Annotated in this window: 24 protein-coding genes and 1 pseudogene; 14 read left to right on the top strand and 11 right to left on the bottom strand. The window is 69.6% G+C overall.

From position 1 onward, the window contains the following. Positions 1-232 precede the first annotated feature (232 nt). From deoD to ABS642_RS12725, 3 genes are read right to left on the bottom strand one after another with little or no spacing between them, the layout of a single operon-like run. On the bottom strand, positions 233-946 hold the full coding sequence (deoD, locus tag ABS642_RS12735) for a purine-nucleoside phosphorylase (protein ID WP_350350355.1): 714 nt from the start codon (positions 944-946) through the stop codon (positions 233-235). A 14-nt stretch (positions 947-960) separates the two neighbouring features. After that, the gene (locus tag ABS642_RS12730; RefSeq protein ID WP_350350354.1) at positions 961-1,629 is read right to left on the bottom strand and encodes a DNA alkylation repair protein; all 669 of its coding nucleotides are present in this window, start codon (positions 1,627-1,629) and stop codon (positions 961-963) included. 54 nt (positions 1,630-1,683) lie between these two features. Beyond that, positions 1,684-2,721: an FUSC family protein gene (locus ABS642_RS12725; RefSeq protein ID WP_282214933.1), complete on the bottom strand. Its 1,038-nt coding sequence runs from the start codon at positions 2,719-2,721 to the stop codon at positions 1,684-1,686. A gap of 97 nt (positions 2,722-2,818) precedes the next feature. Here ABS642_RS12725 and ABS642_RS12720 point away from each other — a divergent pair, with 97 nt between their 5' ends. The 8 genes from ABS642_RS12720 (at position 2,819) to ABS642_RS12685 (ending at position 11,828) form a co-directional block, all read left to right on the top strand. After that, entirely contained in the window at positions 2,819-3,397 is a 579-nt protein-coding gene (locus tag ABS642_RS12720; RefSeq protein WP_350350353.1) for a helix-turn-helix domain-containing protein, read from the top strand. Between the two features lie 86 nt (positions 3,398-3,483). Continuing rightward, positions 3,484-4,845, top strand: coding sequence for a cytosine permease (locus ABS642_RS12715; protein WP_350350352.1), 1,362 nt, complete (start codon positions 3,484-3,486; stop codon positions 4,843-4,845). Next, entirely contained in the window at positions 4,842-5,993 is a 1,152-nt protein-coding gene (locus ABS642_RS12710; protein ID WP_350350351.1) for a DUF917 domain-containing protein, read from the top strand. The genes ABS642_RS12715 and ABS642_RS12710 overlap by 4 nt, the downstream gene beginning before the upstream one ends. Further along, entirely contained in the window at positions 5,993-7,540 is a 1,548-nt protein-coding gene (locus tag ABS642_RS12705; RefSeq protein ID WP_350350350.1) for a hydantoinase/oxoprolinase family protein, read from the top strand. The genes ABS642_RS12710 and ABS642_RS12705 overlap by 1 nt, the downstream gene beginning before the upstream one ends. Before the next feature lie 115 nt (positions 7,541-7,655). Continuing rightward, complete coding sequence (locus ABS642_RS12700; RefSeq protein ID WP_350350349.1) at positions 7,656-8,111, top strand: SRPBCC family protein; 456 nt, start codon at positions 7,656-7,658, stop codon at positions 8,109-8,111. Between the two features lie 163 nt (positions 8,112-8,274). Further along, on the top strand, positions 8,275-8,574 hold the full coding sequence (locus ABS642_RS12695) for a hypothetical protein (protein ID WP_350350348.1): 300 nt from the start codon (positions 8,275-8,277) through the stop codon (positions 8,572-8,574). 95 nt (positions 8,575-8,669) lie between these two features. Next, positions 8,670-11,549, top strand: coding sequence for an AAA family ATPase (locus tag ABS642_RS12690; protein WP_350350347.1), 2,880 nt, complete (start codon positions 8,670-8,672; stop codon positions 11,547-11,549). Between the two features lie 75 nt (positions 11,550-11,624). Next, positions 11,625-11,828 (top strand): cold-shock protein, encoded by a 204-nt coding sequence (locus ABS642_RS12685; protein ID WP_017831237.1) that lies wholly within the window; start codon positions 11,625-11,627, stop codon positions 11,826-11,828. Positions 11,829-11,898: 70 nt separating this feature from the next. Here ABS642_RS12685 and ABS642_RS12680 read toward each other — a convergent pair whose 3' ends face one another. From ABS642_RS12680 to ABS642_RS12655, 6 genes are all read right to left on the bottom strand, one after another. After that, positions 11,899-12,786, bottom strand: a complete 888-nt coding sequence (locus ABS642_RS12680) for a hypothetical protein (RefSeq protein ID WP_350350346.1) — start codon at positions 12,784-12,786, stop codon at positions 11,899-11,901. A 258-nt stretch (positions 12,787-13,044) separates the two neighbouring features. Continuing rightward, the gene (locus ABS642_RS12675) at positions 13,045-14,526 is read right to left on the bottom strand and encodes a signal peptidase I (protein ID WP_350350345.1); all 1,482 of its coding nucleotides are present in this window, start codon (positions 14,524-14,526) and stop codon (positions 13,045-13,047) included. Continuing rightward, a complete protein-coding gene (locus ABS642_RS12670; RefSeq protein ID WP_350350344.1) occupies positions 14,523-15,185 on the bottom strand; it encodes a hypothetical protein in 663 nt (220 codons plus the stop codon). Before ABS642_RS12670 ends, ABS642_RS12675 begins: the two co-directional genes overlap by 4 nt. Next, positions 15,178-15,816, bottom strand: a complete 639-nt coding sequence (locus ABS642_RS12665) for a hypothetical protein (RefSeq protein ID WP_350350343.1) — start codon at positions 15,814-15,816, stop codon at positions 15,178-15,180. Before ABS642_RS12665 ends, ABS642_RS12670 begins: the two co-directional genes overlap by 8 nt. Positions 15,817-15,823: 7 nt before the next feature. Continuing rightward, positions 15,824-16,399 (bottom strand): signal peptidase I, encoded by a 576-nt coding sequence (locus ABS642_RS12660; RefSeq protein ID WP_350350342.1) that lies wholly within the window; start codon positions 16,397-16,399, stop codon positions 15,824-15,826. A gap of 14 nt (positions 16,400-16,413) precedes the next feature. Continuing rightward, on the bottom strand, positions 16,414-16,977 hold the full coding sequence (locus ABS642_RS12655; RefSeq protein ID WP_350350341.1) for an alternate-type signal peptide domain-containing protein: 564 nt from the start codon (positions 16,975-16,977) through the stop codon (positions 16,414-16,416). A 446-nt stretch (positions 16,978-17,423) separates the two neighbouring features. Here ABS642_RS12655 and ABS642_RS12650 point away from each other — a divergent pair, with 446 nt between their 5' ends. The 5 genes and pseudogenes from ABS642_RS12650 to ABS642_RS12630 all read left to right on the top strand — a co-directional run bounded on the left by ABS642_RS12650 (position 17,424) and on the right by ABS642_RS12630 (position 22,350). Beyond that, on the top strand, positions 17,424-18,452 hold the full coding sequence (locus tag ABS642_RS12650; protein WP_350350340.1) for an iron-siderophore ABC transporter substrate-binding protein: 1,029 nt from the start codon (positions 17,424-17,426) through the stop codon (positions 18,450-18,452). Between the two features lie 33 nt (positions 18,453-18,485). Then, positions 18,486-19,541, top strand: a complete 1,056-nt coding sequence (locus ABS642_RS12645) for an iron ABC transporter permease (protein ID WP_350350339.1) — start codon at positions 18,486-18,488, stop codon at positions 19,539-19,541. Between the two features lie 50 nt (positions 19,542-19,591). Then, positions 19,592-20,610, top strand: a pseudogene (locus ABS642_RS12640) (iron chelate uptake ABC transporter family permease subunit). Then, positions 20,607-21,407: an ABC transporter ATP-binding protein gene (locus tag ABS642_RS12635; RefSeq protein ID WP_282214909.1), complete on the top strand. Its 801-nt coding sequence runs from the start codon at positions 20,607-20,609 to the stop codon at positions 21,405-21,407. The pseudogene ABS642_RS12640 and the gene ABS642_RS12635 overlap by 4 nt, the downstream one beginning before the upstream one ends. Further along, a complete protein-coding gene (locus tag ABS642_RS12630; protein WP_350350338.1) occupies positions 21,397-22,350 on the top strand; it encodes a siderophore-interacting protein in 954 nt (317 codons plus the stop codon). The genes ABS642_RS12635 and ABS642_RS12630 overlap by 11 nt, the downstream gene beginning before the upstream one ends. A gap of 145 nt (positions 22,351-22,495) precedes the next feature. Here the strand turns inward: ABS642_RS12630 and ABS642_RS12625 are convergent, their stop codons facing one another. Beyond that, complete coding sequence (locus tag ABS642_RS12625; RefSeq protein WP_350350337.1) at positions 22,496-23,338, bottom strand: alpha/beta hydrolase; 843 nt, start codon at positions 23,336-23,338, stop codon at positions 22,496-22,498. 96 nt (positions 23,339-23,434) lie between these two features. Between ABS642_RS12625 and ABS642_RS12620 the strand changes: the two genes are divergently transcribed. Continuing rightward, positions 23,435-23,995 (top strand): TetR/AcrR family transcriptional regulator, encoded by a 561-nt coding sequence (locus ABS642_RS12620; protein ID WP_350350336.1) that lies wholly within the window; start codon positions 23,435-23,437, stop codon positions 23,993-23,995. Between the two features lie 6 nt (positions 23,996-24,001). On the opposite strand, the gene ABS642_RS12615 is transcribed toward ABS642_RS12620, so the two are convergent. Continuing rightward, a complete protein-coding gene (locus ABS642_RS12615) occupies positions 24,002-25,009 on the bottom strand; it encodes a LacI family DNA-binding transcriptional regulator (RefSeq protein WP_350350335.1) in 1,008 nt (335 codons plus the stop codon). Between the last annotated feature and the right edge of the window lie 97 nt (positions 25,010-25,106).

Genomic DNA, 25,106 nt, shown 5'->3' with positions numbered 1-25,106 from the left:
CAGGCCATCACGCGGAATCAGGCCGTTCTGTCGAGAAACGGCCTGATGCGCCGTGTTCGCCTGATTCCGCGCGCCGCGGTCAACGCGGCAGGGGCTTCCTTCCGGGCACCCGGTCATAACTCAGGCAGAATCGGGCGCAACGGCCGGAGAACGGGTGATCACGGCCGCTTCCAGAGAAAAATGGCTGAGTTGTGAACGCCTCACCAGGCCGACCCCGCGGCCGCGCCCCCGCTCAGCCCGCGGTCGCGGCCTTCAGCGCGATGCGGATCATGTCGCCGAAGGTCTGCTCGCGCTCCTGTGCCGTGGTCTGCTCGCCGGTCACGATGTGATCGGAGACCGTGCAGATGCTGAGCGCCCGCCGCCCGTAGTACGCGGCGAGAGTGTAGAGGCCGCTCGTCTCCATCTCGACCCCCAGTACGCCGTGCTGCACGAACGGCTCGTTGAGCTCGGGACGTGTGCTGTAGAACTGGTCGCTCGACAGCAGCAGGCCCACGTGGACAGCGGATGCCGGTGGCTCCGACTCGCTCGCCTCGACGGCCGCGCGCAGCAGCGAGAAATCGGCGACGGGCGCGTAGTCCAATCCGTGGAAGCGCACGCGGTTGATGCCGGAGTCGGTACAGGCGCCGTTCGCGATGATGATGTCGCGCACGGCCAGCTTCTCAGTCAGCGCACCGCACGAACCCACGCGCACCACGGTCTGCACGTCGTACGACTCGAACAGCTCGTTCGCGTAGATCGCCATCGACGGCTGGCCCATGCCCGAGCCCTGCACCGAGATGCGGTGTCCCTCCCAGGTGCCGGTGAAGCCCAGCATCCCGCGGGTCTCGGTGTACAGCTCGGCGTCGTCGAGGAAGGTCTCCGCGATCCACTTCGCCCGCAGCGGGTCACCGGGGAACAGGACGACGGGGGCGATCTGGCCGGGCTCTGCGGCGATGTGCGTGCTCATGCCCTCAGGCTAGGTCAGCCTTCGCGGCGCCGCACGATCTCGCCGATCCACAGGGGCGCGAACGGCGAGGTGCACCCGGGCGGGGTGGGGTAGTCGGCCAGCACCTGCAGGCGCTCGCCGATCTCCAGGGCGCGAGCGCGGAGCGGCGGATGGTGGATGCCGATGTTGGCGAGCGTCTCGTTCATCGACCACTGCAGCCGCGACGGCGCATCCTTCATGTCGCGTTCGATCAGGTCGAGCAGGTGGGGGAGGTCGAGGCCGTCGGGGCTCTTGACGACCCGCTCCGTCGTCAGCGACCAGGCGGCCGCGGCGACCGTCGGATCGGCGTCGTCGAACCACCGCAGCCGCATCTCCTCGGCGAGCGGGGTCTTCTTCGCGACGTAGTTCACGAACCAGTCGTTGACCTTCGGCGGGCGGGTCTCGCGGAGCATCGCGTCGAGCTCGTCGGCGGTGAAGTCGCGTGGCCGGCAGATCAGCAGGGCGAGCAGCCGGGCAGCGGTCTCACCGGTCCCCCACAGCTCCTGCGCGAGCGGCTGGTCGGTCTTGATCTTCTTCGCCACCGCGCGCATCCTGCTGAGGTTGATGCCGTGGTCGTCGCCGCGCTTCTCGTTCGCCGCGCGCATCTTGGGGTCTTCGAGCGCGGCCAGCTCGCCGAGGGCTTCCGGGAGTGTCGTGTCGGGCATGGAACCAAGAGTAAGCCTGGCCCCTCCTGCGCGAGCGGGTCGGCACTTCCCACGTCAGTCCTCGTCGAGCAGCCCGCCGTGGATGCGGCGCAGGTCCTCCATGAGCGAGCCGATGAGGATCCAGTGCTGCGACGACGGCGGGCGGACCACCAGCGGTGCGGTCAGGGCCGGGATCGCCGAGGTGAGCGCTTCCGGCTCCGGTGCGATGTCGGCGATCTGCACGGCCAGGCGCACGTCGTGCCCTGCCCGGCGCAGCTGATCCGCGATGGCGGCGACCACGGGCTCCTCGCCGATGGAGTCGTCGTAGTGGTCGAAGTACGCGCGCGTCATGCCGATCGTCTGCGTCACGATCGGCGACAGCCGATCGAGGAGCTGCCTCATCTCGCGCAGCTCTGCCCGGTGCGTGGAGCGGCGCGGGTTCAGGGTGAGCGACTCCTCCCCGGCGACGATGGATGCCTCGGCGGCGTTCTTCATCGGACGCAGCAGCCGCACCTCGAGCATCAGTTCCTGCAGCCGCGCGGGAGTCTGCGGCTCGGGAAGCGCGTCGGCCAGGCGGTCCAGACTCGCGGCGAGTTCCTTCCCGAGCAGGCCGAGGTCGCGCCGCGCGGGTGCGACCAGCACCGGCGGCACGATGAGCGCGTTCACGACGAGCCCGATCGCGACGCCGATCAGCGTCTCGACGATGCGGGCGAACGCATACTCCGGACTGGACGAGCCGAGCGCGAGCACGAGCATCGCCGAGATCGCGATCTGGTTGCCGGTGCCCGGAGAGGTGCGGAGGAGCCAGGCGACGAGCATCGCCACCACGATCGCGAGCAGCACGACCCAGCTCGACGACCCGAGCAGCAGCCCGAGCGCCACGGCGATCAGCACGCCGGCGATCACGCCGATGCTGCGCTCGAGCGCCTTCGACAGCGACTGGTTCACGCTCGGCTGCACGACCAGCAGCGCGGCGATCGCGGCGAAGACCGGCAGCTGGGCGGGGAACACCCACCCCGCGATGAGCCAGGCGCCGATCGTCGCCGCCGCCGACTTCCCCACCTGCAGCAGCGGGGAGCGCTGCGAGGCGCGGATGGCGGCGGGGATGCGCATGTCGTCCACGGTAGTCGTGCGGATGCCGCGGCAGGGGTCTTGCGCGATACCGAGAACCGGGGATACTCTCTGCCTAACTAATAGTCGTTAGGCACTCATGACCCGAGCAACGATCCTCGCCGAGGCCCGCACGATCTTCGCGCGACAGGGCTATGCCGAGACGAGCCTGCGCGAGATCGCCGAGGCCGTCGGCATCAAGACGCCATCCCTCTACGCGCACTTCTCCAGCAAGGAGGCGCTGTACCAGGCGGTGTACGCCGAGGTCGCCGTCGAGCACACGGCGTTCTTCGACGATCTGGCCCGCAGCAGCGGCGAACTCGAGCCGCTCGCCCGCCTTCGACACCTGCTCGGCGGCATCGAGGCGTACTACCGTGACCGCCCCGACCTGGCCGAGTTCAGTCTGCGCGCCGCCGTCACGGAGTACGGCCCGGCCGGCCGGCAGCTGCGTGAGATCTTCCTCGACTCGGAATCGAAGCTCGCCGCCGCCGTGCGCCAGACCTACGACGACGGCGTCGCCTCCGGAAGCTTCATCGACGGAGATGCCGATGGTTTCATCGCGCTCGTCTTCGTCTTCATGGACGGCCTCTTCCTGCAGCTCACGCACTACGCACCCGAAGTGTACGGCGAGCGCTTCGAGCAGGCCTGGCGTCACCTCGCCACGATCCTCTCCCGCTGAACAAGCCCGCCCTGCGGGGCCCTCCGCATCTTGGGAACCCGAATCCCGCGGACGGCCCCGCACGGCCACTCCTGAAAGAGCAGATGATGACCACCACCGACTACGAGCACGGCGTCGTGCCCCTGGACCAGCGCAAGAGCTGGCTGTCGATCGCGACCGTCTGGATCGCGATAGGCATCGATCTCTCCGGCGCCTTCCTGGGTGTCGCACTGGCCTCCGGCATGGCGTTCTGGCCCGCGATCGCCGCCACAGTGCTGGGCTCGCTCCTGCTGGGGCTGCTCGCCATGGGGTGCGCCTACGTCGGCGCGTCGACAGGGCTCAGCAGCGCCATGATCTCGAGGGCGGTCTTCGGGAAGGTCGGCGGCGCGATCCTCGCCCTCGCCATCTCCGTCAGCCTGATCGGCTGGTTCGCCGTGCAGGCCGGATTCTTCGGCGCGAACGCACAGATCGCGTTCGCCGAGTTCACCGGCATCGATGTCCCGGTGCAGATCTTCACGGGCGTCGGCGCCGTCCTCATGGCGCTCACCGCGTTCTGGGGCTACCGCGCCATCAACCGTCTGAGCGCCCTGGCCGTGCCGCTGCTCCTCCTGCTCCTGCTGGTCGGGGTCATCGTCGCGTTCGCCGTGAACGGGGCGTCCGGGCTCGACGCTCCCGTCGAGCAGACGATCACGTTCGGCGGCGCCGTCTCGCTGGTCATGGGCATCTTCATCCTGGGCGTGGTGCTCGCACCCGACATGGCCCGCTGGGCCCGCACGCCGAAGCAGGCGATGATCGCCGGTTTCGTCGGATTCTTCTTCGGCAACTCGATCATCATCGTCGTCTCGATCCTGTTGGCGCGGATCATGGACGGCACCGAGCTCATGGCCATCTTCTTCGCGCTCGGTCTCGGCGGCGTCGCCGTGGTCGTGCTGATCCTCGCGCAGTGGACGACCAACACCACGAACCTCTACTCGGCCGGGCTCTCGTTCGCCGCGATCAGCAAGCGGTTCGACCGCCGCATGGTCACCGCTGTGCTCGGCGTCATCGGCATCATCATCGGAGTGATCGGCGCCGCCGACTACTTCGTGCCCTTCATCCTCGTGATCGGCATCGTCATCGCCCCGTACGGCGGCGTCTACCTCGCGGCGTTCTTCACCGGCCGTCGCGGTCCGCGCTGGGCGCACGGAGCCGCGGTCCCCACGGCCGACGGCTGGTCGATCGCGGCCTGGGTGGTCGGCATCCTCGTGGCGGTGGCAACGACGAACCCCGCCGACGGGCCGGGCTTCGGCTGGTTCACCCTCACCACGATCTCCGCACTCGACGGTCTGATCGTCGGCTTCCTCGTCTACCTCGCGCTGGTGCCGCTGCGTCGCAAGGTGGAGCCGGATGCCGCGGCATCCGCTCCCGCCTCGGCGGAGCCCTCGCGTCTCGACGACCCCGCCCGCCTCGACGATGGAGTGAGCGCATGACCGGCGCGCAGCTGACAGAGGCGGACATCGACGAGATCGCCCTCGGCGCCGCGGTGCTGGGTACCGGTGGCGGCGGGGATCCGCACGTCGGCTCGCTGATGGCGAAGCGCCTCATCCGCCTGCACGGCCCGGTCGCGCTGCGAGAGGTCGACGACCTGACCGACGACGACTTCGTCATCCCGATCGGCGGCATCGGCGCCCCCTCGGTGAGCGTCGAACGCATCCAGGCCGAATCCGAGCTGCTCGCGGCTCTCGCCGCCATCGAGCGGGCGGTCGGTCGCCGCCCCACGGCGGTGATGCCGATCGAGGTCGGCGGCGGCAATTCCATGATCCCGATCGCCACGGCCGCCCTCGCGGGGCTCCCCGTGGTCGACGGCGATGCCATGGGCCGAGCCTTCCCCGAGGCGCAGATGGTGACCTTCCACCTCGCGGGATACGGTCCCGGTGCCACCGTGATGGTCGACCACCACGGCAACGAGGTCGTCAGCCGGCCCGTCGACGGCGCGTGGTCGGAGCGCATCGCCCGAGCGGTGACCGTCGAGATGGGCGGCGGGGCGACGATGATCGACTACGCCTACGGTGGCGACGTCGTGCGCGAGTGCGCGATCCCCGGCACACTCACCCTGGCGAAGCGCATCGGGCGCATCCTGCGCGGACGGGATGCTGCCGGCAGAGAGCTCCGCGATGACGAGCGCATCGACGCCCTGTGCGCCGACCTCGACGCGGTACGCCTGTTCGAGGGCAAGGTCGCCGACCTGCAGCGGGCGGTCGACGGTGGCTTCACCCGCGGGGCGGCCGAGCTCGACGGTGTCGGAGCCGACCGGGGGAGCGCGTTCCGCCTCGACTTCCAGAACGAGATGCTGCTGGCCCGCCGTGATGGAGCGCTCGCCGCGGTGACGCCCGACCTCATCTCTGTGCTCGACCTCGCCACCGGGATGCCGATCACGACCGAGGCGCTCCGCTACGGCGCGCGCGTCGCGGTGATCGCGATCCCCTGTCATGAGAAGTGGCGCACGCCGATGGGACTCCTCACGGCGGGGCCCGCGCACTTCGGGTACGACGTCGACTGGGTCCCCGTAGAAGACATCCCGCGCGAGCGCCGTGCGCTTCCGGACAGCGCGCGGACCACTGAGGGGAAGGCCGCCTGATGGCTGGTTACCGTATCGGGATCGATGTCGGGGGAACGAACACGGATGCCGTGATCCTCGACGACCGTCTCGCCGTCGTGGCCTCCGTGAAACGGCCCACGACGCACGACACCGGAGACGGGGTCGCCGATGCGATCGACGCCGTGCTCGCGGCATCCGGTGTCGACCCTGCTCTCGTGTCGCACGCGATGCTCGGCACCACGCACTGCACCAACGCCATCGTCGAGCGCCGCGGGCTGGGGCGCGTCGGCATCCTGCGACTCGGGGCTCCGGCGACGACGGCGGTTCCGCCGCTCGAGGGCTGGCCCGACGACCTGCGGCGCGCGATCGGCGACCATGCGTTCCTGCTGCCCGGCGGATTCGAGATCGACGGCCGCCTGCTGGCTCCGATCGACGAGCAGTCCGTGCGCGACGCGTGCGATCGCATGCGCGGCGAGGTCGACGCCGTGGCGGTCGTCGGGGTGTTCTCGCCCATCGACGAGAGCCAGGAGGAGCGCGTCGCCGCGATCGTCGCGGACGAGCTGGGTGTCCCGGTGTCGCGCTCGGCGCGCATCGGCTCGCTCGGGCTGCTGGAGCGTGAGAACGCGACCGTCCTCAACGCGGCCCTGATGCAGACGTTGACGCAGATGGCCGGTGGTTTCGTCGCCGCGCTTCGTGCTCGGGGTATCCCGGCGACCCCGTACTTCGGTCAGAACGACGGCACGCTCATGCAGCTGGAGTACGCGCTGGAGTTCCCGGTGCTGACGATCGGCTGCGGTCCGACGAACTCCATCCGCGGGGCGGCGCATCTCTCCGGGGCGACCGACGCCCTCGTCGTCGACATCGGCGGCACGACGACCGACATCGGCGTGCTCGTCGACGGTTTCCCGCGGCAGTCCGCGCACGCCGTGGAGATCGGCGGCATCCGCACGAACTTCCGGATGCCCGACGTGCTCTCGGTCGGTCTCGGCGGCGGCACGATCATCCGTCCATCCGGCGACGGGGTGACCGTCGGGCCCGACAGCGTCGGCTACCGTCTGCCGCAGGAGAGCCTCGCGTTCGGCGGTGCGACCCTCACGGCCACCGACATCGCCCTCGCTTTCGGGGGTGCGGAGATCGCCGGGCTGGCGGCGCCGACCGTCGACCCCGAGCGGGGTGCGGCGGCATGGACCGCGATGCGCGCGATCCTCGAGGACTCGATCGACCGGATGAAGCCGAACGCGGCGCCGGTCCCGGTGATCCTCGTCGGTGGCGGAGGGATCATCGCTCCGGCCGAGCTCGACGGGGTCTCCTCGCTGATCCGCCCGGACCACTTCGGCGCAGCGAACGCCGTCGGAGCCGCGCTCGGCGAGGTCGCGGGCCAGATCGAGAAGATCTACCGCGCCGATCCTTCGGACCGTCGTGCGTCCCGAGCGGATGCCGCGGCCGAGGCGACCGACCGGGCCCGGCTCGCCGGTGCCGACCCCAACACGATCGAGGTGGTGGCGGTCGAGGAGCTCCCCGTCGCCTACTCCGACGGCACCGCGGTGCTCATCCGCGCGAGAGCGGTGGGGCGACTGGCGGCGTGATCGCTCACCGGCCCGGTGAGCGAGTTCCGCGCCCACCGCTGTCAACCCCGTCGCCCTTCCTCGTCGCTGCCTGCTGAATGGAGGGACACGAACGACGAGCAGTGAGGAGCATCACATGGTGCAGATCATCGAGACCATCGACGTCGACGTTCCCGTCAACGTCGCCTACAACCAGTGGACCCAGTTCGAGAGCTTCCCGAAGTTCCTCGACGAGGTCGAGTCGATCACGCAGACCGGCGACACCCACACCCACTGGAAGGTCAAGGTCGGCGGCATCGAGCGCGAGTTCGACGCGGAGATCACCGAGCAGCACCCCGACGAGCGCGTCGCGTGGACGAGCACCGGGGGCGAGACGGAGCACGCCGGAGCCGTGACGTTCCACAAGCTCACCGAGACGTCCACGCGTGTCACGGTGCAGATCGACTGGGAGCCCGAGGGGCTTCTCGAGAAGCTCGGCTCCCTCGTCGGAGCTGGCTCGCACGCGGTCAAGAAGGACCTGAAGAACTTCAAGGAGTTCATCGAGAGCCGAGGCGCCGAGACCGGTGCCTGGCGTGGCGACGTGGAGGCCTGACCGCCTCGGCGGGCTCGGGGCCCGGATGCAGCTTCCCGCTGCATCCGGGCCCCTTTCTGTGCGCATCTAGGCATCGGCATCCGAAAGATAGGGCATCCGCCCGATCCGCCCGGTGCACCTCAGAGCGGAGTGTAGGGATACAGCGAACCGCCGAGGAGAAATCATGTTCGAGCACCCGTATCTCAGCCACCAGGTCACCACCTTCGAGCAGGAGCAGGTCGTGCGCGCCGCCGAGCGGCGTCGCTTCCTTCAGGAGCACGCCGATCAGATCGTGGCGCGTCCGGCGGGAGCGATGCGTCGGATGCTGCGCCGGATCGTCGGCGGGCGAACGGATGCCGCGTTGCGCTCGGCCGTGCCGGCCACGCCGAGCGCGCGGACGGGGAACGTGCGCGCCCCGAAGGCGAGCACCGTCGACGACTGCGTCCGAGTCGGATGCGAGCCGGCGACCGCGACAGCCCGATGACGTTCCCGGCCGACCTCGCCGCGAGCGGAACCCCACGGTCTCTGCCGGAAGCAGAGGCGACCCCGGATGTCCCTGGGGAGTGGGACGATGTTCCCATGCCCTCGTCTGCTCCGAGCGTCGCGATGGTCGGCCGCGACGCCGACCTGGCCGAGGTGCGCCGTCTGTTCGACGTCGCGCGCGACGGCGTCCCCGCCGCCCTCCTGGTCGAGGGAGAGGCCGGAATCGGCAAGTCGCGGCTGCTCCGCGAGTTCGGTGCCGAGATCGCGCGCACCGCCGACGTGCACGTCGGCTGGTGCCTCGATCTGGGCGCATCGCGCACGCCGTACGGCCCGCTCACCGGCATCCTCCGGTCGATCCTGACCCGCATGGGGGTCGAGCGCGTCCGCGAGTCGGTCGGCGTCGGCGCCGAAGCCCTCGGCATGCTGCTCCCCGAGCTCGCGACCGGTCCGACAGATCGCGAGCGCACGAGTCCGGAGCGTCTCCGAGACGCGATCGCCTCGCTCATCGAGGCGGCATCGGAAGCCGCTCCCCAAGTGCTCGTCGTGGAAGACCTGCACTGGGCCGACGAGTCCACGCTCGCGATCCTCTCCTTCCTCCTGCGTGCCCTCAGCCGGGGCCGCATCCTGCTGCTGGTGACCTGCCGCACCGACGACGTGCGCCGCGGCGATGCGGTCAGCCGCTTCATCGGCGAGGCCACGCGATCGCGTCTTCTGGAGCGCCTCGCCCTGACACGGCTCGATGAAGACGCCGCGCGGCTGCTCGCCGAGCAGATCACCGGGCATGCCATCAGCGAGACCGCCCTCGAGCGCATGCAGGAGCGTGCGGAAGGCGTCCCGTTCTTCATCGAGGAGATCGCCGGATGCTCGAAGGGCCCGCTTCCGGACAGCCTCCGCGACCTGCTGCTGGCGCGCTTCGACCGGCTCGGCGACGACGCGCGCCATGTCGTGCAGGTCGTGTCGGGAGCGGAGCGTCCGCTGTCGCATCCGCTCGTCGTCCGTCTCGTGGAGCTGCCGGAGCAGCGACTCGACGAGGCGATGCGCGAGGCGACCCGCAGCGGCATCCTCGTCGTCGTCGACGATGACTACCGTTTCCGGCACGCCCTGCTGCGCGAGGCGGTGCACGACGATCTGCTCCCCGGCGAGCGGGCCAGGCTGCACCGCGCCTACGCCGAGACGCTCGAGGACGAGTGCGCGGACACCGACAGCGGCGACGCCGCGGCGCTCGCGTATCACTGGCAGCTCGCGCAGGACGACCGTCGCGCTCTCATCGCCGCCGCGCACGCGATGCGCCACGCGAAGGCTCGCTATGCCTTCGCGAGCGCCGCCCGCTTCGGGGAACTGGTCCTGGAGCTGTGGCCGCAGGTGCCGGATGCTCCGGATGCCGCGGGCATCGAGCGCCTCGACCTCCTGCTGATGCTCGGCTCGATCCTCCGTAACGCGGGCGATGGCGAGCGTGCGCTCGCGGTCGTCAATCTGGCGCTCGGCGAGCTCGACCCGATGACCGTCGACCAGCGCCTGCACGCGCGCCTGCTGCGCGACAAGGCGTATTACATGATGAACCTGGGGCGCCCCGGTTCCATCCCGCTGCTGCAGGAGTCGCTGGCCGTGCTCGGCGATCGTGCCGATGACGACCGCCTTCGCGCGACGATCCTGAACACGCTCGCGAGCCGGCATATGATCGCCGGTCACCTCGATCTGAGCTTCCGGCTCGGCGTCGAGGCCGGTGAGATCGCCCGCCGCGCGGGCTCAGACGACGAGGCGTCGATCGCCGCGAACGTCCGTGGCGCATCGCTGTCGCACCAGGGTCGCGTCGAGGAGGGGTTCCGGGAGTACGAGTTCGCGAGGACTCTCGGCCGTGGATCGACCGCCGAGCTGAAATACCGGGTGAACTACTCCGACCTGCTCACGCTGCTCGGCCGCTACCGCGAGGCCGTGGAGCTGGCCGAAGAGGGGCTGGCCCGCTCGCGCACCTACGGCGTCGAACGCACGTCCGGGTCGGTGATGACCCAGAACATGGCGGTGCCGCTGCTGGAGCTCGGCGAGATCGAGCGGGTAGAGGAGATGCTCACCCGTGAGCTCGCTCAGAGTACGCTGCGCGTGTTCCGGATGTACACCACGATGACGCGTGTCCGGGTGCTCTCCTGGCGCGGACGACACGAGGAGGCCGCCGAGCTGCTCCTCGAATCGCTGCCGTCGTTCCGCGAGACAGGGACCGTCGAACGGCAGATCTGGTACGACGTCATCGTGATGCAGGTCTCGGTGGCCGAGAGCGCCGGCGATCTGCGGGGAGCTCTCGACGTGGTCCTCGCGATGCTGGCCGACGAGGGGCCGACGTTGCTCCACCAACGCCGGATCCTGCTGCAGTCCGGATGGATCATCGCCGAGCTGCGCGCGGCCGGCGAAGACGTCGAGGGCGCGGTCGAGACGATCCGTGCGGCGTGGGCGGCCCAGACGGCCGAGCTGCGCGCCACGGCCTGGTCCGACATCCTGCACGCATTCCTGGAGCCCACGCGAGACGGGCTCGTCGCCGCGGTCGCGCTCGCCGACGGCGACGACGTGCCGGTGACCTTCCGTGCCGCCGCGCGGCTCGAGCTGGCACGCCTCCGCGTACGCGACGGGGACCGCACCGCGGCCGCCTCGGTGCTTGCCGAGGCCGCCGACATCGCCGAGCGCCTCGGGCACGCGCAGCTGCAGCGGTCCGTCGCGGCCTTCGCCGACGCGGCGGGGCTCAGTACCTCTCCGGCTGCGACGGACGCCGACCTGCTCACCGCCAGGGAACGACAGGTGCTCGAGCTGATCGCCGAGGGACTGAGCAACCGTCAGATCGGCGAGCGGCTGTTCATCAGCGTGAAGACGGTGAGCGTCCACGTGTCGGCCGTGCTGCGCAAGCTCGGTGTCGGCACTCGCACCGAGGCGGCTCTTGCACAGCAGAATCCGACGTTCTCTGCTGCACGTCAGCCAGCCGTGGTACCGTGAGCAAGCGCGCGTGTCGGATGTTCCGATTCCGCGTAGGCCGTGCAAACGGCTAAGTCAAATAGAAAGTAGAAACACATGGCCACTGGCACTGTGAAATGGTTCAACGCGGAAAAGGGCTTCGGCTTCATCGCTCCCGATGACGGCTCGGACGACCTTTTCGCCCACTACTCGGCTATCGCCGGCTCCGGTTTCAAGGAGCTCCGCGAGAACCAGAAGGTCGAATTCGACGCTGAGCGTGGCCCCAAGGGCATGCAGGCGGCGAACATCCGCGCTCTCTGAGCGCGCGCTGACTTCCTGAGCCGGCCGGTCCCTTCGGGGGCCGGCCGGTTTTTCGTCTGTCAGGGGCCGTTCACCACTCCCATTCCATGGTGACCTGACCGGGACCGAAGTTGAACTCGGCATGCGTCGCGCAGTCCCCGTTCAACATCACCGCATGCGTGGTCGTGCCGCTGGCGGACTCGACGAGGACTCGGCAGCGATGAGGGAGATGCGCGGGGTCGAAGTGCACGTGCAGCAGCACCTCCGCCTGCCGACGCGGCGCGACCAGCGTGAACTCGTACTCCGGCTCCGTGGGTACGTGACCGGTCGACTCTCGCTCCGTGATGGCCAGCTCCCCCTGCTTCAGAGGCGAATGCAGCCGGAGGGTCGCTCGCACGAGATCCTGGTCGAGATCCGCGCTGACGTCGACCAGATCGCAGCCGAGCAGTCCGCGGACGTCGGGAGGGACGGGCTCCGACGGGTTCAGCCCGAAGAAGATCACGGCGTCCCGGGCTCCGTCGCGGCGTGCCTGCCAGAGCGTGCGGTTGACCACACGGCGGACCTTGCTCTCGGCGTCGACGTGGACGCCGACCGAGCCGGAGCGCTCGAACAGTTCGGCGGCAGGCTCCTCCGTGAAGGGGTTCGCTTCGAGTTCCTGAAGGGACGCGAAGCTCTCGTGCCGATCCGGCCCGACCCGTCGAGACGGCCCCAGGGTGTCGGCGAGCTGTCCGTCATCGAGGAGCAGGATGGCCTCGAGCTCCCGGATGACATCGAGTGACGTGTCGCGTTCCGGACGCCGGGCACCGGACTGCCACATGGAGATCGTGGAGACGCTGACTTCGTAGCCGCGATCACGGAGGCGCTGCTGGAGTCGGCGCAAGGGGATCCCCCGCGACAGGGGGGCATTGCGGAGGGTCGACGCGAACGCGGTCGATCCGGAGCCGGTGTCGTCCGGCGGCTCAGGGTTCCTGGCGGACATCGTCGATGCTCTCTCCCGCAGTGTGATCCAGTGGAGTGAGCCTACCGGGTGCGCGAACTCGAACCGTGTGTGTGGGGCAACCCCCCAGTGGCCCCACACACTGCGCCCCAGCGCCGGTCCCCCTCGCGACATCGCGATCTGGCCTGCCGAGTCCCCTGACAAGCCAGTACAACGACGCTAGCAAGGGCCCGTTCACACATCTCACGCGGCGGTGTGTGCAGGCACGGCGCGGCAGAGTCGGGATCGCGCCCGTCCGGATCAGTTCCGCAGGGGGAGCCCGGAACGGTAGAGGTCGAGGATCTGCTGATCCGTGAGCGCCCTCGTCCAGATGCCGGCCTTGCTGATGGAACCCTTCCAGTAGGCCCCGTTTCCTCCCAGCCCGCCCGGCCAGCCCGGTGCGATCGTGGCTCCGATGAACCAGTAGGCGCTCGCGTACTGGGCCGCCGTCGTGACCGTCGCCGCGACGCGGCCCTGTTCGGTCGTCGTCGCCGATATCCAAGCGCCGTCGACGTACATCTTCATCCCCGCGGATGAGAGTGAGACCGTGACCATGTGCCAGCGGGGCAACCGGAAGTCCACGTAGCCCGGCGCGCCGGCCGCCGGAGTGACGAGGGTGTTGACCCCGTTGCCGTTGTACACACCGAAACGCAGTCTGCCCGTCGCGTCGACGTAGATGAGGCGATCATGCGATCCGCCGCCGTTCGGCCACTGGTTCATCATCAGCAACCCGATCGGTCCGGTCGCCGGCGCCGTGTCTCCGCGGAACCACATCGACACCGTGAAGGTGTTCCACGAGGCCCCGTTCGGTCCACCGACCGCGAGTACCTCCGGCGTCATGGCCCACGCGCCCGCACCAGTGAACGCTGCAGCCGTGTCCGTGTCCCGCCCGCACGGTTGCGCCTGGTCGAACTTGTACGTCGTGCCCGTCGTCCCAGCCATCGTGGCCGTCCGATTATTCCCCGAGGAGTCCGCGGCGGTCGTGGAGCCGGCCGGATCATTGAAGCGGTAGTAGAACAGCGGGGCGAGCGGCGCGGAGGTCATCGCCTCGTGACAGGTGAACCAGGGGCTCGCGTCGTACGCGTCCGCCGGGGACCGCACCGTTGGGATGTCGGTGTAGTACGCCACGGTCGTGCGGGGCGCGGAGGCGGATCCCACCGTCACGAGCGCAACGAGCAGCAGCACCCCGAACCGGCGAGGGCGACGGCGCCGCCGGTCGGCCGCGCTCCTGGCCGCATCGTCGGCATCGCTGCGAACCCGGGGCGTGCGCAGCGCGCTCCGCCCCAGGATCAGGCACCCGGCCAGCAGAGCGAGCCCGCCCGCGACGCCGACGGGGGAGGCCGCGGCGTGAAGGATCCACCCGATGCCGGGCAGGTGCCACACCACCTTCAGCGCCGACGACGCGGTGTAGGTCTCGTCGTCTGCGGCGCTGTTCGCGTCGCCCTTCAGGCGCAGGGTGCTCGTGCCGGCATCCGTCTCCGCATCGACGACCCGGTGCGTGATGCGGATGCCGGTGCCGGAGGTGACGGTGACGATATCGCCGATGGCGATGTCCTCTGCCGGCACGGTGACCGCGAAGGCGACATCCCCGGCACGCAGAGCAGGCGACATGGAACCGCTGAGCACGACCAACGGGGTGGCGCCCGTGGCGAGCATCGTGAGCGTCCACAGCGCGCAGACCACGCCGAGCGCCGCGCCGGCGGTGAGCACGGCGGATCGGAGGACGGCGCGCAGAGCGGTCATGGCGCGACTCCGACTTGCGTCCCGTTGACCAGGAAGAACAGGGTCGCCTTGGCATCCCGCAGCGCGGCGTTGTTCCGCGTCGCCGCGCTGTCGTCGAGGCCGACGAGCAGGCAGTATGTGTGCGTCTGCGACACCGCCAAGGTCTGCTTGCTCGCGTCGAGCAGAGTCGCAGTCGCCGCGCTCGCCCCGAGCGGCTGATTCATCGTGCCCACCAGCGTGCCGCCGACGCACGAGGCGGTGCGGTAGACGTTCGCCGCCGGGGCCGTGTTCGTCGGCGTGCCGCCGTCGTAGACCGTGACGCGGATCGCCGGGCCGAGCGTCCCCGCGGCGTAGGCGGCGAGCCGGAAATCGACGGGGAGGTTGCCCTGCCCGTTGTTGCCCACCTTGAGACTCACCGCCTGTTGCTCACCCGGCAGCATGTCGCTCATGGTCCACCCGACCTCGGTGCGCGTGCCGTTCCGGTCAGCCGCGCCGGACAGAAAGTCGTTCACGGTGATGTCGAGCAGCCCGGCGGTCAGAGTGCCGGGACGCGCGCTCGCCGTCGTCGACCACAGCGCCATCGTGCCGACGGACCCGAGGCCGAGCGCGATCCCGAGACTGAGCCACACGCGAATCCGCATCGAGATCGACGGCTGCCCGCCATCGTGCCGGTCACTCATGCCCCTGCTCCTGGATGATCGCCGAGCGACGCCGGCGTGATGCGAGCAGGAGAGCTCCGCCGGTGATCGCCACGAGGGCGCTGCCGATCAGCGGGGGATCGGGTTTCCCGCCCGTCGCGGAGAGGATGCTCTCGTCGGGGGTGTCCGATCCGACGAGGGTGACCCGAAGATCGAAATCGAGCGACATCTCCTGCGTGAGGTTCGGGGATGACCAGGGCAGCGAGACGCGCACCTCGACCGTGCGCACACCTCCGGCATCGATCCCCGCGTCGGACAGCTCCTGCACTCCCGGGCCGTTCGCGCTGGTCCATTCTCCGCCGTCGATGCGGGTGGCGATCTCGAGATCACCCAGGCGCAGCAGCTCGTCGTCGGCACCGCTCACAAGGTCGATGTGCATGCGCGCCGCGTCACCGGAATCATTGCGGACGAGGACGTCCTCGGTGCGGCTGTCGCCGGGAACCCAGCGCACCTGATCGCTGAAAAGCGGGGCCGGAAGCTCGGCGGTCCAGGATTCCCCGTCTCGGCTCAGCGAGATGCCGTCTGCCGCGACGGCGCCGGTCGGGTGCGCGACCAGGAGGACGGCGGCGGCCAGCATCGCCGAGGCGAGGGTGATCACGATCCCGTTGCGCATGGTTCCGTCACCTCTTCCCCTCGTCAGCGTCCGGCGCGGCAGGTCCGGCGGATTCGAGGCGCTGCCGCCCACGTCGGGACCGCCACGCGCTCACGAACATCGCTGCCGCGTAGCCGAGAAGTCCGATCGCGATGACGGTGACGATCCACTGCCGGTCGGTGCCCGTGAGGGCGTTCGCGAGGAAGCCGAGATAGGGGAGGGAGTACCACAGCATGCCGCGGATCTGCACGGGCAGCCGCAGCTCACGATCCGGAGCCGTGTTCGCGTCGCCCTTCGTCTCGAATTCCACGTCGCCGTCGAGCGCGTAGGAGATCGCGGAGATGCGGTGAGTGACGACGGTCTCTTCCCCGGATTCGAGCTGCACCGTGACGACGTCGCCCACCTTCAGCTCGTCGACCGCGGCCGGCCTGACTACGACGAGCGTCCCCGGCGGATACGCCGGGGACATCGAGGAGGTGAGGATCGTGTAGGGCGTGGCTCCCGCGACCCGGGGGATGAGCACGGCCGCCAGGACGACAGCTGAGGCGCCCAGGATCACGACCCACGCGACGGTCCTCCCGCTGAAGGTCAGGACTGCACGCATCACACGCGGTCTGCTCAGTTCGGGTTGGCCTGCGTCAACGTGACGGTCAGATCGTTGAGTTCGGCGGCCCAGTTCTGCGTGGCGTTGCCGTTCACGACCGGCGCTCCCGCCTCGTCGGTCCCATACGGGAACGTCACCCGGAACGTCGCGACGAGCTGCTGGCCGTCGTTGGCGTCGGTCACCGTGCCGCCATCGGCGATGGCCGTGCCGCCGATCGTGTACGCGGCCGCGACGGTCGCCGTAGCGCTGGCCGGCGCCGTGCCGCCCAGTGCGACTGTCGCCGGAGCCGAGATCGTCGCGGCGAGGTTGTCGCCGGTCGCTTCGACCGTGAAGGTGCACGATTTGGTGACGACGTCGCCGGGAACCCACCGCGTGACGGGCGTCCCGGCACCGGCCGTGCCCGGGGCATAGGTCCAGGTGTCGGCACATGTGTCCGCCGTGAGCTTCAGCTCGCCGGCGGTGATGGTGCCGCCGTCGATGGTGCCGGTCGCTGTCCAGTACGCGAGGGACGTGCCTCCGCCGAGGAGCAGCACGGCTGCTGCGGCTGCGGCGATTGCGCCCTTGGTCGACTTCTTCATCAGATCACCTATGACCTTCGCTGGGAGGGACGACTGCTGGGGGAGTCGTTCGTCCGCTGAGCGTAGGGGAGCGGTGTTCGCAGTCGAGGTCGTCGAGTGTGAACCACTGCTTGGTACATTCGCCCCGCGGTCGGTGTCGGCTCCGAAGCAGCGGCTCGACCACGACCGCACATCGATCCTCGTGGTCGGTGTTTCGGGTGCAGAGGGTGCTTTCGCTCCGTCCCTCACGGACCGAGGTCCTCCCTCGGACCCCTGCACAGAACAGAGGCGGAGCGTTCGCTCCGCCTCTGTTCGCTGCCCGGGGCGACCGGGGCGCCTGCCGGAGTCCCCGCGTCACCGGGACTGAGGCTTGCCTAACTTTCTGTTAGATTAGGCCAGGCTTACCAAAGCCTCGACGCGGATCCCGCGCCGACCCCCCCCTCATCCCGAACCCGAAGGGAACGCCTGTGCGCACCTCCCGTCTCCTCGCCATCGGCGCCGCGGCCGCGCTCGCCGTCGGCCTCGTCGCGTGCTCGTCCAACGCCCCCGAGTCGACCGCCTCCGCCGGCGGCAACCCGGCATCCGACGATGCGTTCCCCGTCACGGTGGAGCACGTCTACGGCGAGACCACCATCGAGAAGAAGCCCGAGCGCGTCGCGACGATCGCGTGGGCGAACCACGAGGTGCCCCTCGCCCTGGGCATCGTGCCGGTCGGCATGGCCGCCGCCACCTGGGGTGACGACGACGACAACGGCGTGCTGCCGTGGGTCGAGGAGAAGCTCGAGGAGCTGGACGCCGAGACGCCCGTGCTCTTCAACAACGACGACGGCCTCGACTACGAGGCGATCGCCGACACCCGTCCCGACGTGATCCTCGCGGCGTACTCCGGCCTCACCGAGGAGGAGTACGACCAGCTGTCCAAGATCGCTCCGGTCGTCGCCTACCCCGAGGTCGCCTGGGGCACCTCGGTCGAAGACATGATCACCCTGGATGCCACCGCTCTCGGCCTCGCCGACGAGGGGGAGGCGCTGATCGAAGACCTCCGCGAGCAGTCCGCCGCCGCGCTCGAGGCGAACAGCGTGCTGAAGGACAAGAAGCTCCTCTTCGCCTACATCGATCCGGCCGACCTCAGCCAGATCGGGTACTACACGAAGATCGACACGCGCCCCGGCTTCCTGCACGACATCGGCCTTCCGATGCCGGCCATCGTCGAGGAGAACGCCGACAGCAAGGAGTTCTACCTCACGGTCAGCTCGGAGGAGGCGGAGAAGTTCGCCGACGTCGACGTCTTCGTGACCTACGGCGACGAGTCGATCGTCGCGCTGCTGCAGGCCGACCCGCTGCTGTCGAAGATCCCGGCCATCGCCGAGGGCCGCATCGCCGTGCTGGGCGATGCCACGCCGCTGGCGGCATCCGCGAACCCGTCCCCGCTGTCGATCCCGTGGGGCCTCGCGGACTACCTCGCCGTGCTGGCAGAACCGCTCGCCGGCAACTGATCGACCGCTCCGCATCAGCGGGATGACGAAGCCGTGACCTCCACCACCCTCGCGCCGAACAGCGCAGCACCGGGCGCCGCCGACCTGCGGCGTCCGGTGCTGGTGCGCACCGTCTGGCTGCTCATCGGCGTGGCGGTCCTCGTGGCGCTGAGCATCCTCTCGGTGTCGTTCGGTGTGCGATCCGTCAGCTTCGACGACATCGTCGCGGCCTTCAGCGGGCACGACGACACCATCTCGCAGGCAGCGATCATCAAGCGCATCCCGCGCACGGTCCTCGCGCTCCTGGTCGGCGCCGCCCTGGCGCTCTCGGGTGCGACGATGCAGGCGGTCACCCGCAACCCGATCGCCGACCCCGGCATCCTCGGCGTCTCCAACGGCGCCTCGCTCGCGGTCGTCGTCGGCATCGCCTTCTTCGGCCTCGCGAACCCCTACGGCCAGATGGCGTTCGCGATCGTCGGTGCCGCGGTCGCCGCGGTGTTCGTCTACGCGGTCGGATCCCTCGGCCGCGGCGGCGCGACGCCGCTCAAGCTCGCGCTCGCCGGGGCGGCGACCTCGGCGGCGCTCGCATCGCTGATCAGCGCGATCATGCTCCCGCGCGTCGACCTGCTGCAGACCTTCCAGTCCTGGCAGATCGGCGGCGTCGGCGGAGCGGAGTGGCCGCGCATCGCGGTCACCGCGCCCGTGCTCGCGCTGGGCGCGCTCATCTGCTTCCTCTGCTCCCGGGGAATGAACTCCCTCGCCCTCGGCGACGACATGGCGAAAGGGCTGGGAGAGCACGTGTTCCGCACGCGGATGCTCTCGGCTCTCGGCGCAGTGGTCCTCGCGGGGGCGGCGACCGCGATCGCCGGCCCGATCGGTTTCGTCGGGCTGGTCATCCCCCACGTCTGCCGGATGCTCATCGGCACCGATCATCGGTGGCTGCTGCCGTTCTCGGCCCTCGCCGGCGCGGCACTGCTGCTCCTGAGCGACATCGTCGGCCGCGTGATCGCGCCATCCTCGGAGGAGATCCAGGTGGGGATCATCACCGCGATCATCGGCGCCCCGTTCTTCATCTGGATCGTCCGTCGTCAGAAGGTGCGTGAGCTGTGAGCACGACCGAGCACACCCTCGACCGGCCGGTGCAGTCCGCCTCGGAGCGCGTGACCCGCATCGTCGCCGGCCGGCGCGCGCGGCACCGCCGCCACGCGACGGCGACGATCGTCCTCGGCATCCTGGTCCTCGCGCTGTTCGCCACGGCCCTCATGGTCGGCAACACGTTCTACACGCCCGGCGAGGTGATCCGCGTGATCCTCGGGGAGACGGTTCCCGGAGCCTCCTTCACCGTGGGTGACCTGCGGCTGCCGCGGGCGCTCCTCGCCGTGCTCACCGGGCTGGCATTCGGCATCGCGGGCGTCAGCTTCCAGACGCTGCTGCGCAATCCGCTCGCCTCCCCCGACATCATCGGCATCTCCAACGGCGCGAGCGCGGCGGCCGTCGTCGGCATCATCGTGCTCTCGGTCAACGGGCCGGTCGTCTCGATGCTCGCCCTCGTGGGCGCCCTCGTCACGGCGGTCGCGATCTACCTGCTCTCGATCAAGGGGGCTTCGCCGGCACCCGGCTCATCCTGATCGGGATCGGCGTCGCGACGATGCTGCAGAGCGTCATCTCCTACCTGCTCTCGCGTGCGCCGAACTGGGACATCCAGGTCGCGATGCAGTGGCTCACCGGCAGCCTGAACAACGCCTCCTGGGAGCGCGTCCTGCCGATGGCGATCGCCGCGGCGCTGATCGTGCCCTTCCTGCTGCTGCAGGGGCGTGCGCTCGGGGCGATGCAGCTCGGCGACGACTCGGCCGCGGGGCTCGGCGTGCGCGTGAATTCCACGCGGCTGCTGTTCATCCTCAGCGCGGTCGCCCTGCTCGCCTTCGCGACCGCGGCGACCGGTCCGATCGCGTTCGTGTCGTTCATGGCCGGTCCGATCGCCGCACGCCTGACCGGGCCCGGCGCGAACCTTCTCGTGCCCAGCGCATTCGTCGGTGCCGTGCTCGTGCTCGGCGGCGACCTGATCGCCCAGTTCGCGCTCGGCACGCGCTACCCGGTGGGCGTCGTCACCGGCGTGCTGGGCGCTCCGTACCTGATCTATCTCCTCATCCGCACCAACCGCTCCGGGGGTTCGCTATGACCGTCTCGCACACTCTGTCGGCGGAGGGGGTGACCCTCGCCTACGGCGACCGCACCATCATCGACGGACTCGACCTGCAGATCGCGCCGGGGCGGATCACGACCATCGTCGGAGCGAACGGATGCGGCAAGTCCACGCTGCTGCGTTCGCTGGCGCGGCTGCTCTCCCCGACGGAGGGGCAGATCGTGCTCGACGGCAAGTCCGTGCACGCGCGCCCCACGAAGGAGGTCGCGCGCATCCTCGGCCTTTTGCCGCAGTCGCCGATCGCGCCGGAGGGGATCGCCGTCGCCGACCTCGTCGGGCGGGGGCGCCACCCGCACCAGAAGGCGCTGGCCCGCTGGAGCGCCCACGACTACGAGGTCGTGGCGGATGCGCTCGAGGCGACCGGAGTCACCGACCTCGCCGACCGCAGCGTCGACGAGCTGTCCGGCGGTCAGCGCCAGCGCGTCTGGATCGCGATGGCCCTCGCGCAGGAGACCGACATCCTGCTGCTCGACGAGCCGACGACGTTCCTCGACGTCGCGCACCAGATCGAGGTGCTCGACCTGCTCACGGACCTGAGCGTCTCACGCGGCACGACGATCGTCATGGTGCTGCACGACCTCAACATGGCCGCGCGGTACGCCGACGAACTCGTCGCGATGAAGGCCGGTCGGGTGCACGCCTCGGGCGCCCCGCACGAGGTCATCACCGCCGACATCGTGGAAGAGGTCTTCGGCCTCGCCAACCAGATCACCACCGACCCGGTTTCCGGAAAGCCGATGGTCACACCTATCGGGAGGCATCATGTCCGCTGAGACGACCACCACCGAGCGGCCCACCTACATCCTCACCCGCGCCGAGGTGCGCGCGGTCGACCGCGTCTCGCCCTCCTTCGTGCGGGTGACGTTCGGCGGCGACGAGCTGTTCGAGTTCGGCACGCCGGGCGAGGTCTTCGATTCCCGCATCAAGCTCGTCTTCCCGCCGGCATCCGGCATCCTGCCTCCGATCGATCGGTCCTCGCATGACTGGTGGGGCTCGTACCTCGCGGTTCCGGAGGAGGAGCGCGGCTCGATGCGCACTTACTCCGTGCGCGAGCTGCGCGTGACCGAGGCTGGCACCGAGGTCGTCGTCGACTTCGTGCTGCATCTGGAGCCGGGTCTGACCGGTCCGGCCTCGCTGTGGGCGAGTGGAGCAGCGGTCGGACAGGAGCTGTTCCTGGTCGGACCGCGGCGCGGTGTCACCGAGCACGGCGGTGCGGAGTACGAACCGGGCAGCGCCCGCTCGGTCGTGCTCGTCGGCGACGAGACCGCGGCCCCGGCCATCGCCCGCATCCTCGAGGACGCTCCTCGCGATCTGCGCGGCGTCGCCTTCATCGAGGTGCCGACTCCGGCCGATATCCTGGCGATCGATGCGCCCGCGGATGTCGAGGTGCACTGGCTGCCGCGCGATGCGGGCGAGCTGCACGGACTGACGCTCATCCCCGCCGTGCTCGGATACCTGGGCGACGCGGATGCCGCCGAGGAGATCCGCGTGAAGGACGTCGACACCGAGGACCTGCTCTGGGAGACGCCGGACTACTCGGGTCTCGGCGAGGACATCACGGTGACGGATGCTCCCGCGGAGCGCTACTTCTGGATCGCGGGCGAGAGCGGTGTCGTCACCACGCTCCGCCGGCACCTGGTGAAGGACCTCGGCATCGACCGCTCGCAGGTCGCCTTCATGGGCTACTGGCGCCGCGGCGTCGCGATGCGCGGCTGACGCGTTTCGCCATGGCATCCGCGCGTTCGTCGTGCGTGCGCCTGGCACGGAGAAATGCGCCTGACAAGGCCGAATCCGAGGATTCCGACCTTGTCAGGCGCACAAGACCTGGTGAGGCGCGCAGCGCTCGACCGAAGCGCGGATGCTACTTCGCGAGGAACTCCTTCAGCGCGGCGTTGACCTCGTCGGCGTGCGTCCAGAGGAGGCCGTGCGGGGCGCCCTCGACCTCGACGTAGTCGGCATCCGGCACCGCCTGGTGGAAGCGGCGGGCGGTCGCGTCGATCGGGAGGATGTTGTCCTTCGTGCCGTGCAGGATCAGTGTGGGCTTGGCGGCGGCGCGCACGGCTTCCACGTCACCGCGGAAGTCCTCGATCCAGGCGGAGACGACGGCGTAGGCGGCGACGGGTGCGCTGCCGATCGCGACGTTCCAGCTGCCGGTGACGGCCTGCTCGCTGATACGCGAGCCGAGGTTCTCGTCGAGGTTGTAGAAGTTCTTGTAGAAGTCGGTGAACCAGGCGAAGCGGTCGCCCTTGGCGGCTGCCTCGATGCCGTCGAAGACCTCCTGCGGAACACCCTCGGGGTTGTCGTCGCGCTGCACGAGGAAGGGCTCGAGCGAGGCGAGGAAGGCGAGCTTGGCGACGCGCTCGTGGCCGTAGGTGGCGACGTAGCGGGCCAGCTCTCCGGTGCCCATCGAGAAGCCGACGAGCACGACGTCGCGCAGGTCGAGGGTCTCGAGGACTGTGTTCAGGTCGGCGGCGAAGGTGTCGTAGTCGTAGCCGGCGTTCACCTTGGACGACTGTCCGAAGCCACGGCGGTCGTAGGTGATGACGCGGTAACCCTGGGCGAGGAGCTCGCGGGTCTGGCGCTCCCAGCTGTGGCCGTCGAGCGGATAGCCGTGGATCAGGACGACCGGCTGACCGGCTCCCTGGTCTTCGTAGTACAGCTCGATCGGGGTGCTGTTCTCGTTTCCGACGGTGATGTAACCCATGATCCTGATCCTTTTCGGTTCCGGTGAGAACGATCGTTCTCGCTCGATACGACCAACATAGAGAACGTTCGTTCTCATGTCAAGTACACTGAGATCATGACCGAGGAAACTGTGCGTGAACAGATCCTTGCGGCGGCTGACGAGCTCTACTACCGCAAGGGATACGCGGCTGTCGGCATGGACGAGCTGCGCGCCGCCGCCGGCGTGTCGCTGCGTCGGCTCTACGGGATGTTCCCCGCCAAGAACGACATCGTCGCCGCCGTCCTCGCGCGCAAGCACGCGCAGTGGGAATCCGGCCTGTCGGCCGCGGTGACGGATGCCGGTGACGACGCGCGCACCCGCCTGCTCGCCGTCTACGGCTACCTCGAGGACTGGTTCTGCACCGACGACTTCCGCGGCTGCGCCTTCATCAACGCGTTCGGCGAGCTCGGCGGCACGAACCCGGAGGTCGCTGAGATCGTCCGCTCGCACAAGGCCTCCTTCCAGGAGTACATGGCGGGGCTCGTCGCGAGCACCGGCGCCTCTCCGCTGCTCGCCGCCCAGCTGTCGATCCTGGCCGAGGGCGCCCAGAGCACCGCAGCGATCTCGGCCGACCCGCAGGTCGCGGTGCAGGCGCGCAGTGCCGCCGAGGTGTTGATCGACGCGGCCGTCGCCTGATCGTCGCTACGCGCTGTCGCGCACGATGAGCTCGGTGTCGAGGACGACGGAGCGTGGGGCGGCGCCGGCGATCACCTCGAGCAGCACGGTCACCATCTGCGCGCTGATCTGATCCCAGGGCTGCCGCATGGTCGTGATCGGCGGCTCGTGCACCGCGGCGAGCCCGGAGTCGTCGAACCCGGCGATGGCGATGTCGTCCGGAACGTTCCGTCCCGCCCGACGCACCGCAGCGATCGCGCCCGCGGCCATCCGATCGGATGCGGCGAAGACCGCGTCCACGTCGCGCTCGAGCAGGCGTGTCATCGCGGCCTGCCCGGAATCGAAGGAGTAGTCGCCGACCTCGACGAGCGTGTCGTCGTAGAGCTCTCCGAGTTCCTCACGGAAGCCGACCAGGCGGTATCTCCCGCCGGGCGTATCGTCGGGGCCCGCGATCATTCCGATACGTCGGTGTCCCTGTGTCACGAGATGCGCGGCCATGGTCCGCGCCGAGGCGATCTCGTCCACGGAGATGGTGGACAACTCGCGCTCGTGCCCCAGCGGGAGGCCGCAGCAGACGGTCGGGATGCCGACGTCGATCAACTGGTCGAGCAGTGGATCGGACTCATGCGACGAGATCAGCATCACGCCGTCGACGTGTCCGGCACTGAGGAACTGTGCGACGCTCTCGCGCTCGGCGGGCGTGCCGGCGACGAGCAGCACCAGCGTCATCGACCTCTGCGCGAGGGCCTCGGCCGCGCCGCGCAGCAGCAGGGCGAACGTGGGGTCGTCGAACAGCAGCTGCTGCGGCTCGGTGAGAAGGAAGGCGAGCGAGCCCGCGCGTCCGGTCGCGAGGCTGCGGGCGTGGTGGTTCGCCGTGTAGCCGGAGGCGAGGATCGCATCCTCCACGGCCTTCCTGGCGTCGGGCGAGACCCAGTGCCCGCCGTTGATCACGCGGGAGACCGTGCTGCGGGACACGCCGGCCTGCGCCGCGATCTGGCGGATCGTGGGCTTGCGCTTCGTGCTGGCGTCACTCATCGGAGTGACTCTATCGAGAGGATCAGGTCCAGCGGTAGTCCACCCTGGGACCGGTCTCAGTTTGGTAACGGCGGTTGCGCGTCTCGACTGTCCTGAG

Source organism: Microbacterium sp. A8/3-1 (genome assembly GCF_040267695.1).
In the GTDB taxonomy this organism is placed as follows: Bacteria; Actinomycetota; Actinomycetes; order Actinomycetales; family Microbacteriaceae; genus Microbacterium; species Microbacterium luteolum.
Note: the sequence above shows the minus strand (reverse complement) of the source record. Positions and strands in the feature narration are given on the sequence as shown.

Bases quoted from the DNA above. Each gene is read 5' to 3' on its own strand.
- deoD (WP_350350355.1), bottom strand. From the start codon at position 946: ATGAGCACGCACATCGCCGCAGAGCCCGGCCAGATCGCCCCCGTCGTC.
- ABS642_RS12730 (WP_350350354.1), bottom strand. From the start codon at position 1,629: ATGCCCGACACGACACTCCCGGAAGCCCTCGGCGAGCTGGCCGCGCTC.
- ABS642_RS12725 (WP_282214933.1), bottom strand. From the start codon at position 2,721: ATGCGCATCCCCGCCGCCATCCGCGCCTCGCAGCGCTCCCCGCTGCTG.
- ABS642_RS12720 (WP_350350353.1), top strand. From the start codon at position 2,819: ATGACCCGAGCAACGATCCTCGCCGAGGCCCGCACGATCTTCGCGCGA.
- ABS642_RS12715 (WP_350350352.1), top strand. From the start codon at position 3,484: ATGACCACCACCGACTACGAGCACGGCGTCGTGCCCCTGGACCAGCGC.
- ABS642_RS12710 (WP_350350351.1), top strand. From the start codon at position 4,842: ATGACCGGCGCGCAGCTGACAGAGGCGGACATCGACGAGATCGCCCTC.
- ABS642_RS12705 (WP_350350350.1), top strand. From the start codon at position 5,993: ATGGCTGGTTACCGTATCGGGATCGATGTCGGGGGAACGAACACGGAT.
- ABS642_RS12700 (WP_350350349.1), top strand. From the start codon at position 7,656: ATGGTGCAGATCATCGAGACCATCGACGTCGACGTTCCCGTCAACGTC.
- ABS642_RS12695 (WP_350350348.1), top strand. From the start codon at position 8,275: ATGTTCGAGCACCCGTATCTCAGCCACCAGGTCACCACCTTCGAGCAG.
- ABS642_RS12690 (WP_350350347.1), top strand. From the start codon at position 8,670: ATGCCCTCGTCTGCTCCGAGCGTCGCGATGGTCGGCCGCGACGCCGAC.
- ABS642_RS12685 (WP_017831237.1), top strand. From the start codon at position 11,625: ATGGCCACTGGCACTGTGAAATGGTTCAACGCGGAAAAGGGCTTCGGC.
- ABS642_RS12680 (WP_350350346.1), bottom strand. From the start codon at position 12,786: ATGTCCGCCAGGAACCCTGAGCCGCCGGACGACACCGGCTCCGGATCG.
- ABS642_RS12675 (WP_350350345.1), bottom strand. From the start codon at position 14,526: ATGACCGCTCTGCGCGCCGTCCTCCGATCCGCCGTGCTCACCGCCGGC.
- ABS642_RS12670 (WP_350350344.1), bottom strand. From the start codon at position 15,185: ATGAGTGACCGGCACGATGGCGGGCAGCCGTCGATCTCGATGCGGATT.
- ABS642_RS12665 (WP_350350343.1), bottom strand. From the start codon at position 15,816: ATGCGCAACGGGATCGTGATCACCCTCGCCTCGGCGATGCTGGCCGCC.
- ABS642_RS12660 (WP_350350342.1), bottom strand. From the start codon at position 16,399: ATGCGTGCAGTCCTGACCTTCAGCGGGAGGACCGTCGCGTGGGTCGTG.
- ABS642_RS12655 (WP_350350341.1), bottom strand. From the start codon at position 16,977: ATGAAGAAGTCGACCAAGGGCGCAATCGCCGCAGCCGCAGCAGCCGTG.
- ABS642_RS12635 (WP_282214909.1), top strand. From the start codon at position 20,607: ATGACCGTCTCGCACACTCTGTCGGCGGAGGGGGTGACCCTCGCCTAC.
- ABS642_RS12630 (WP_350350338.1), top strand. From the start codon at position 21,397: ATGTCCGCTGAGACGACCACCACCGAGCGGCCCACCTACATCCTCACC.
- ABS642_RS12625 (WP_350350337.1), bottom strand. From the start codon at position 23,338: ATGGGTTACATCACCGTCGGAAACGAGAACAGCACCCCGATCGAGCTG.
- ABS642_RS12620 (WP_350350336.1), top strand. From the start codon at position 23,435: ATGACCGAGGAAACTGTGCGTGAACAGATCCTTGCGGCGGCTGACGAG.
- ABS642_RS12615 (WP_350350335.1), bottom strand. From the start codon at position 25,009: ATGAGTGACGCCAGCACGAAGCGCAAGCCCACGATCCGCCAGATCGCG.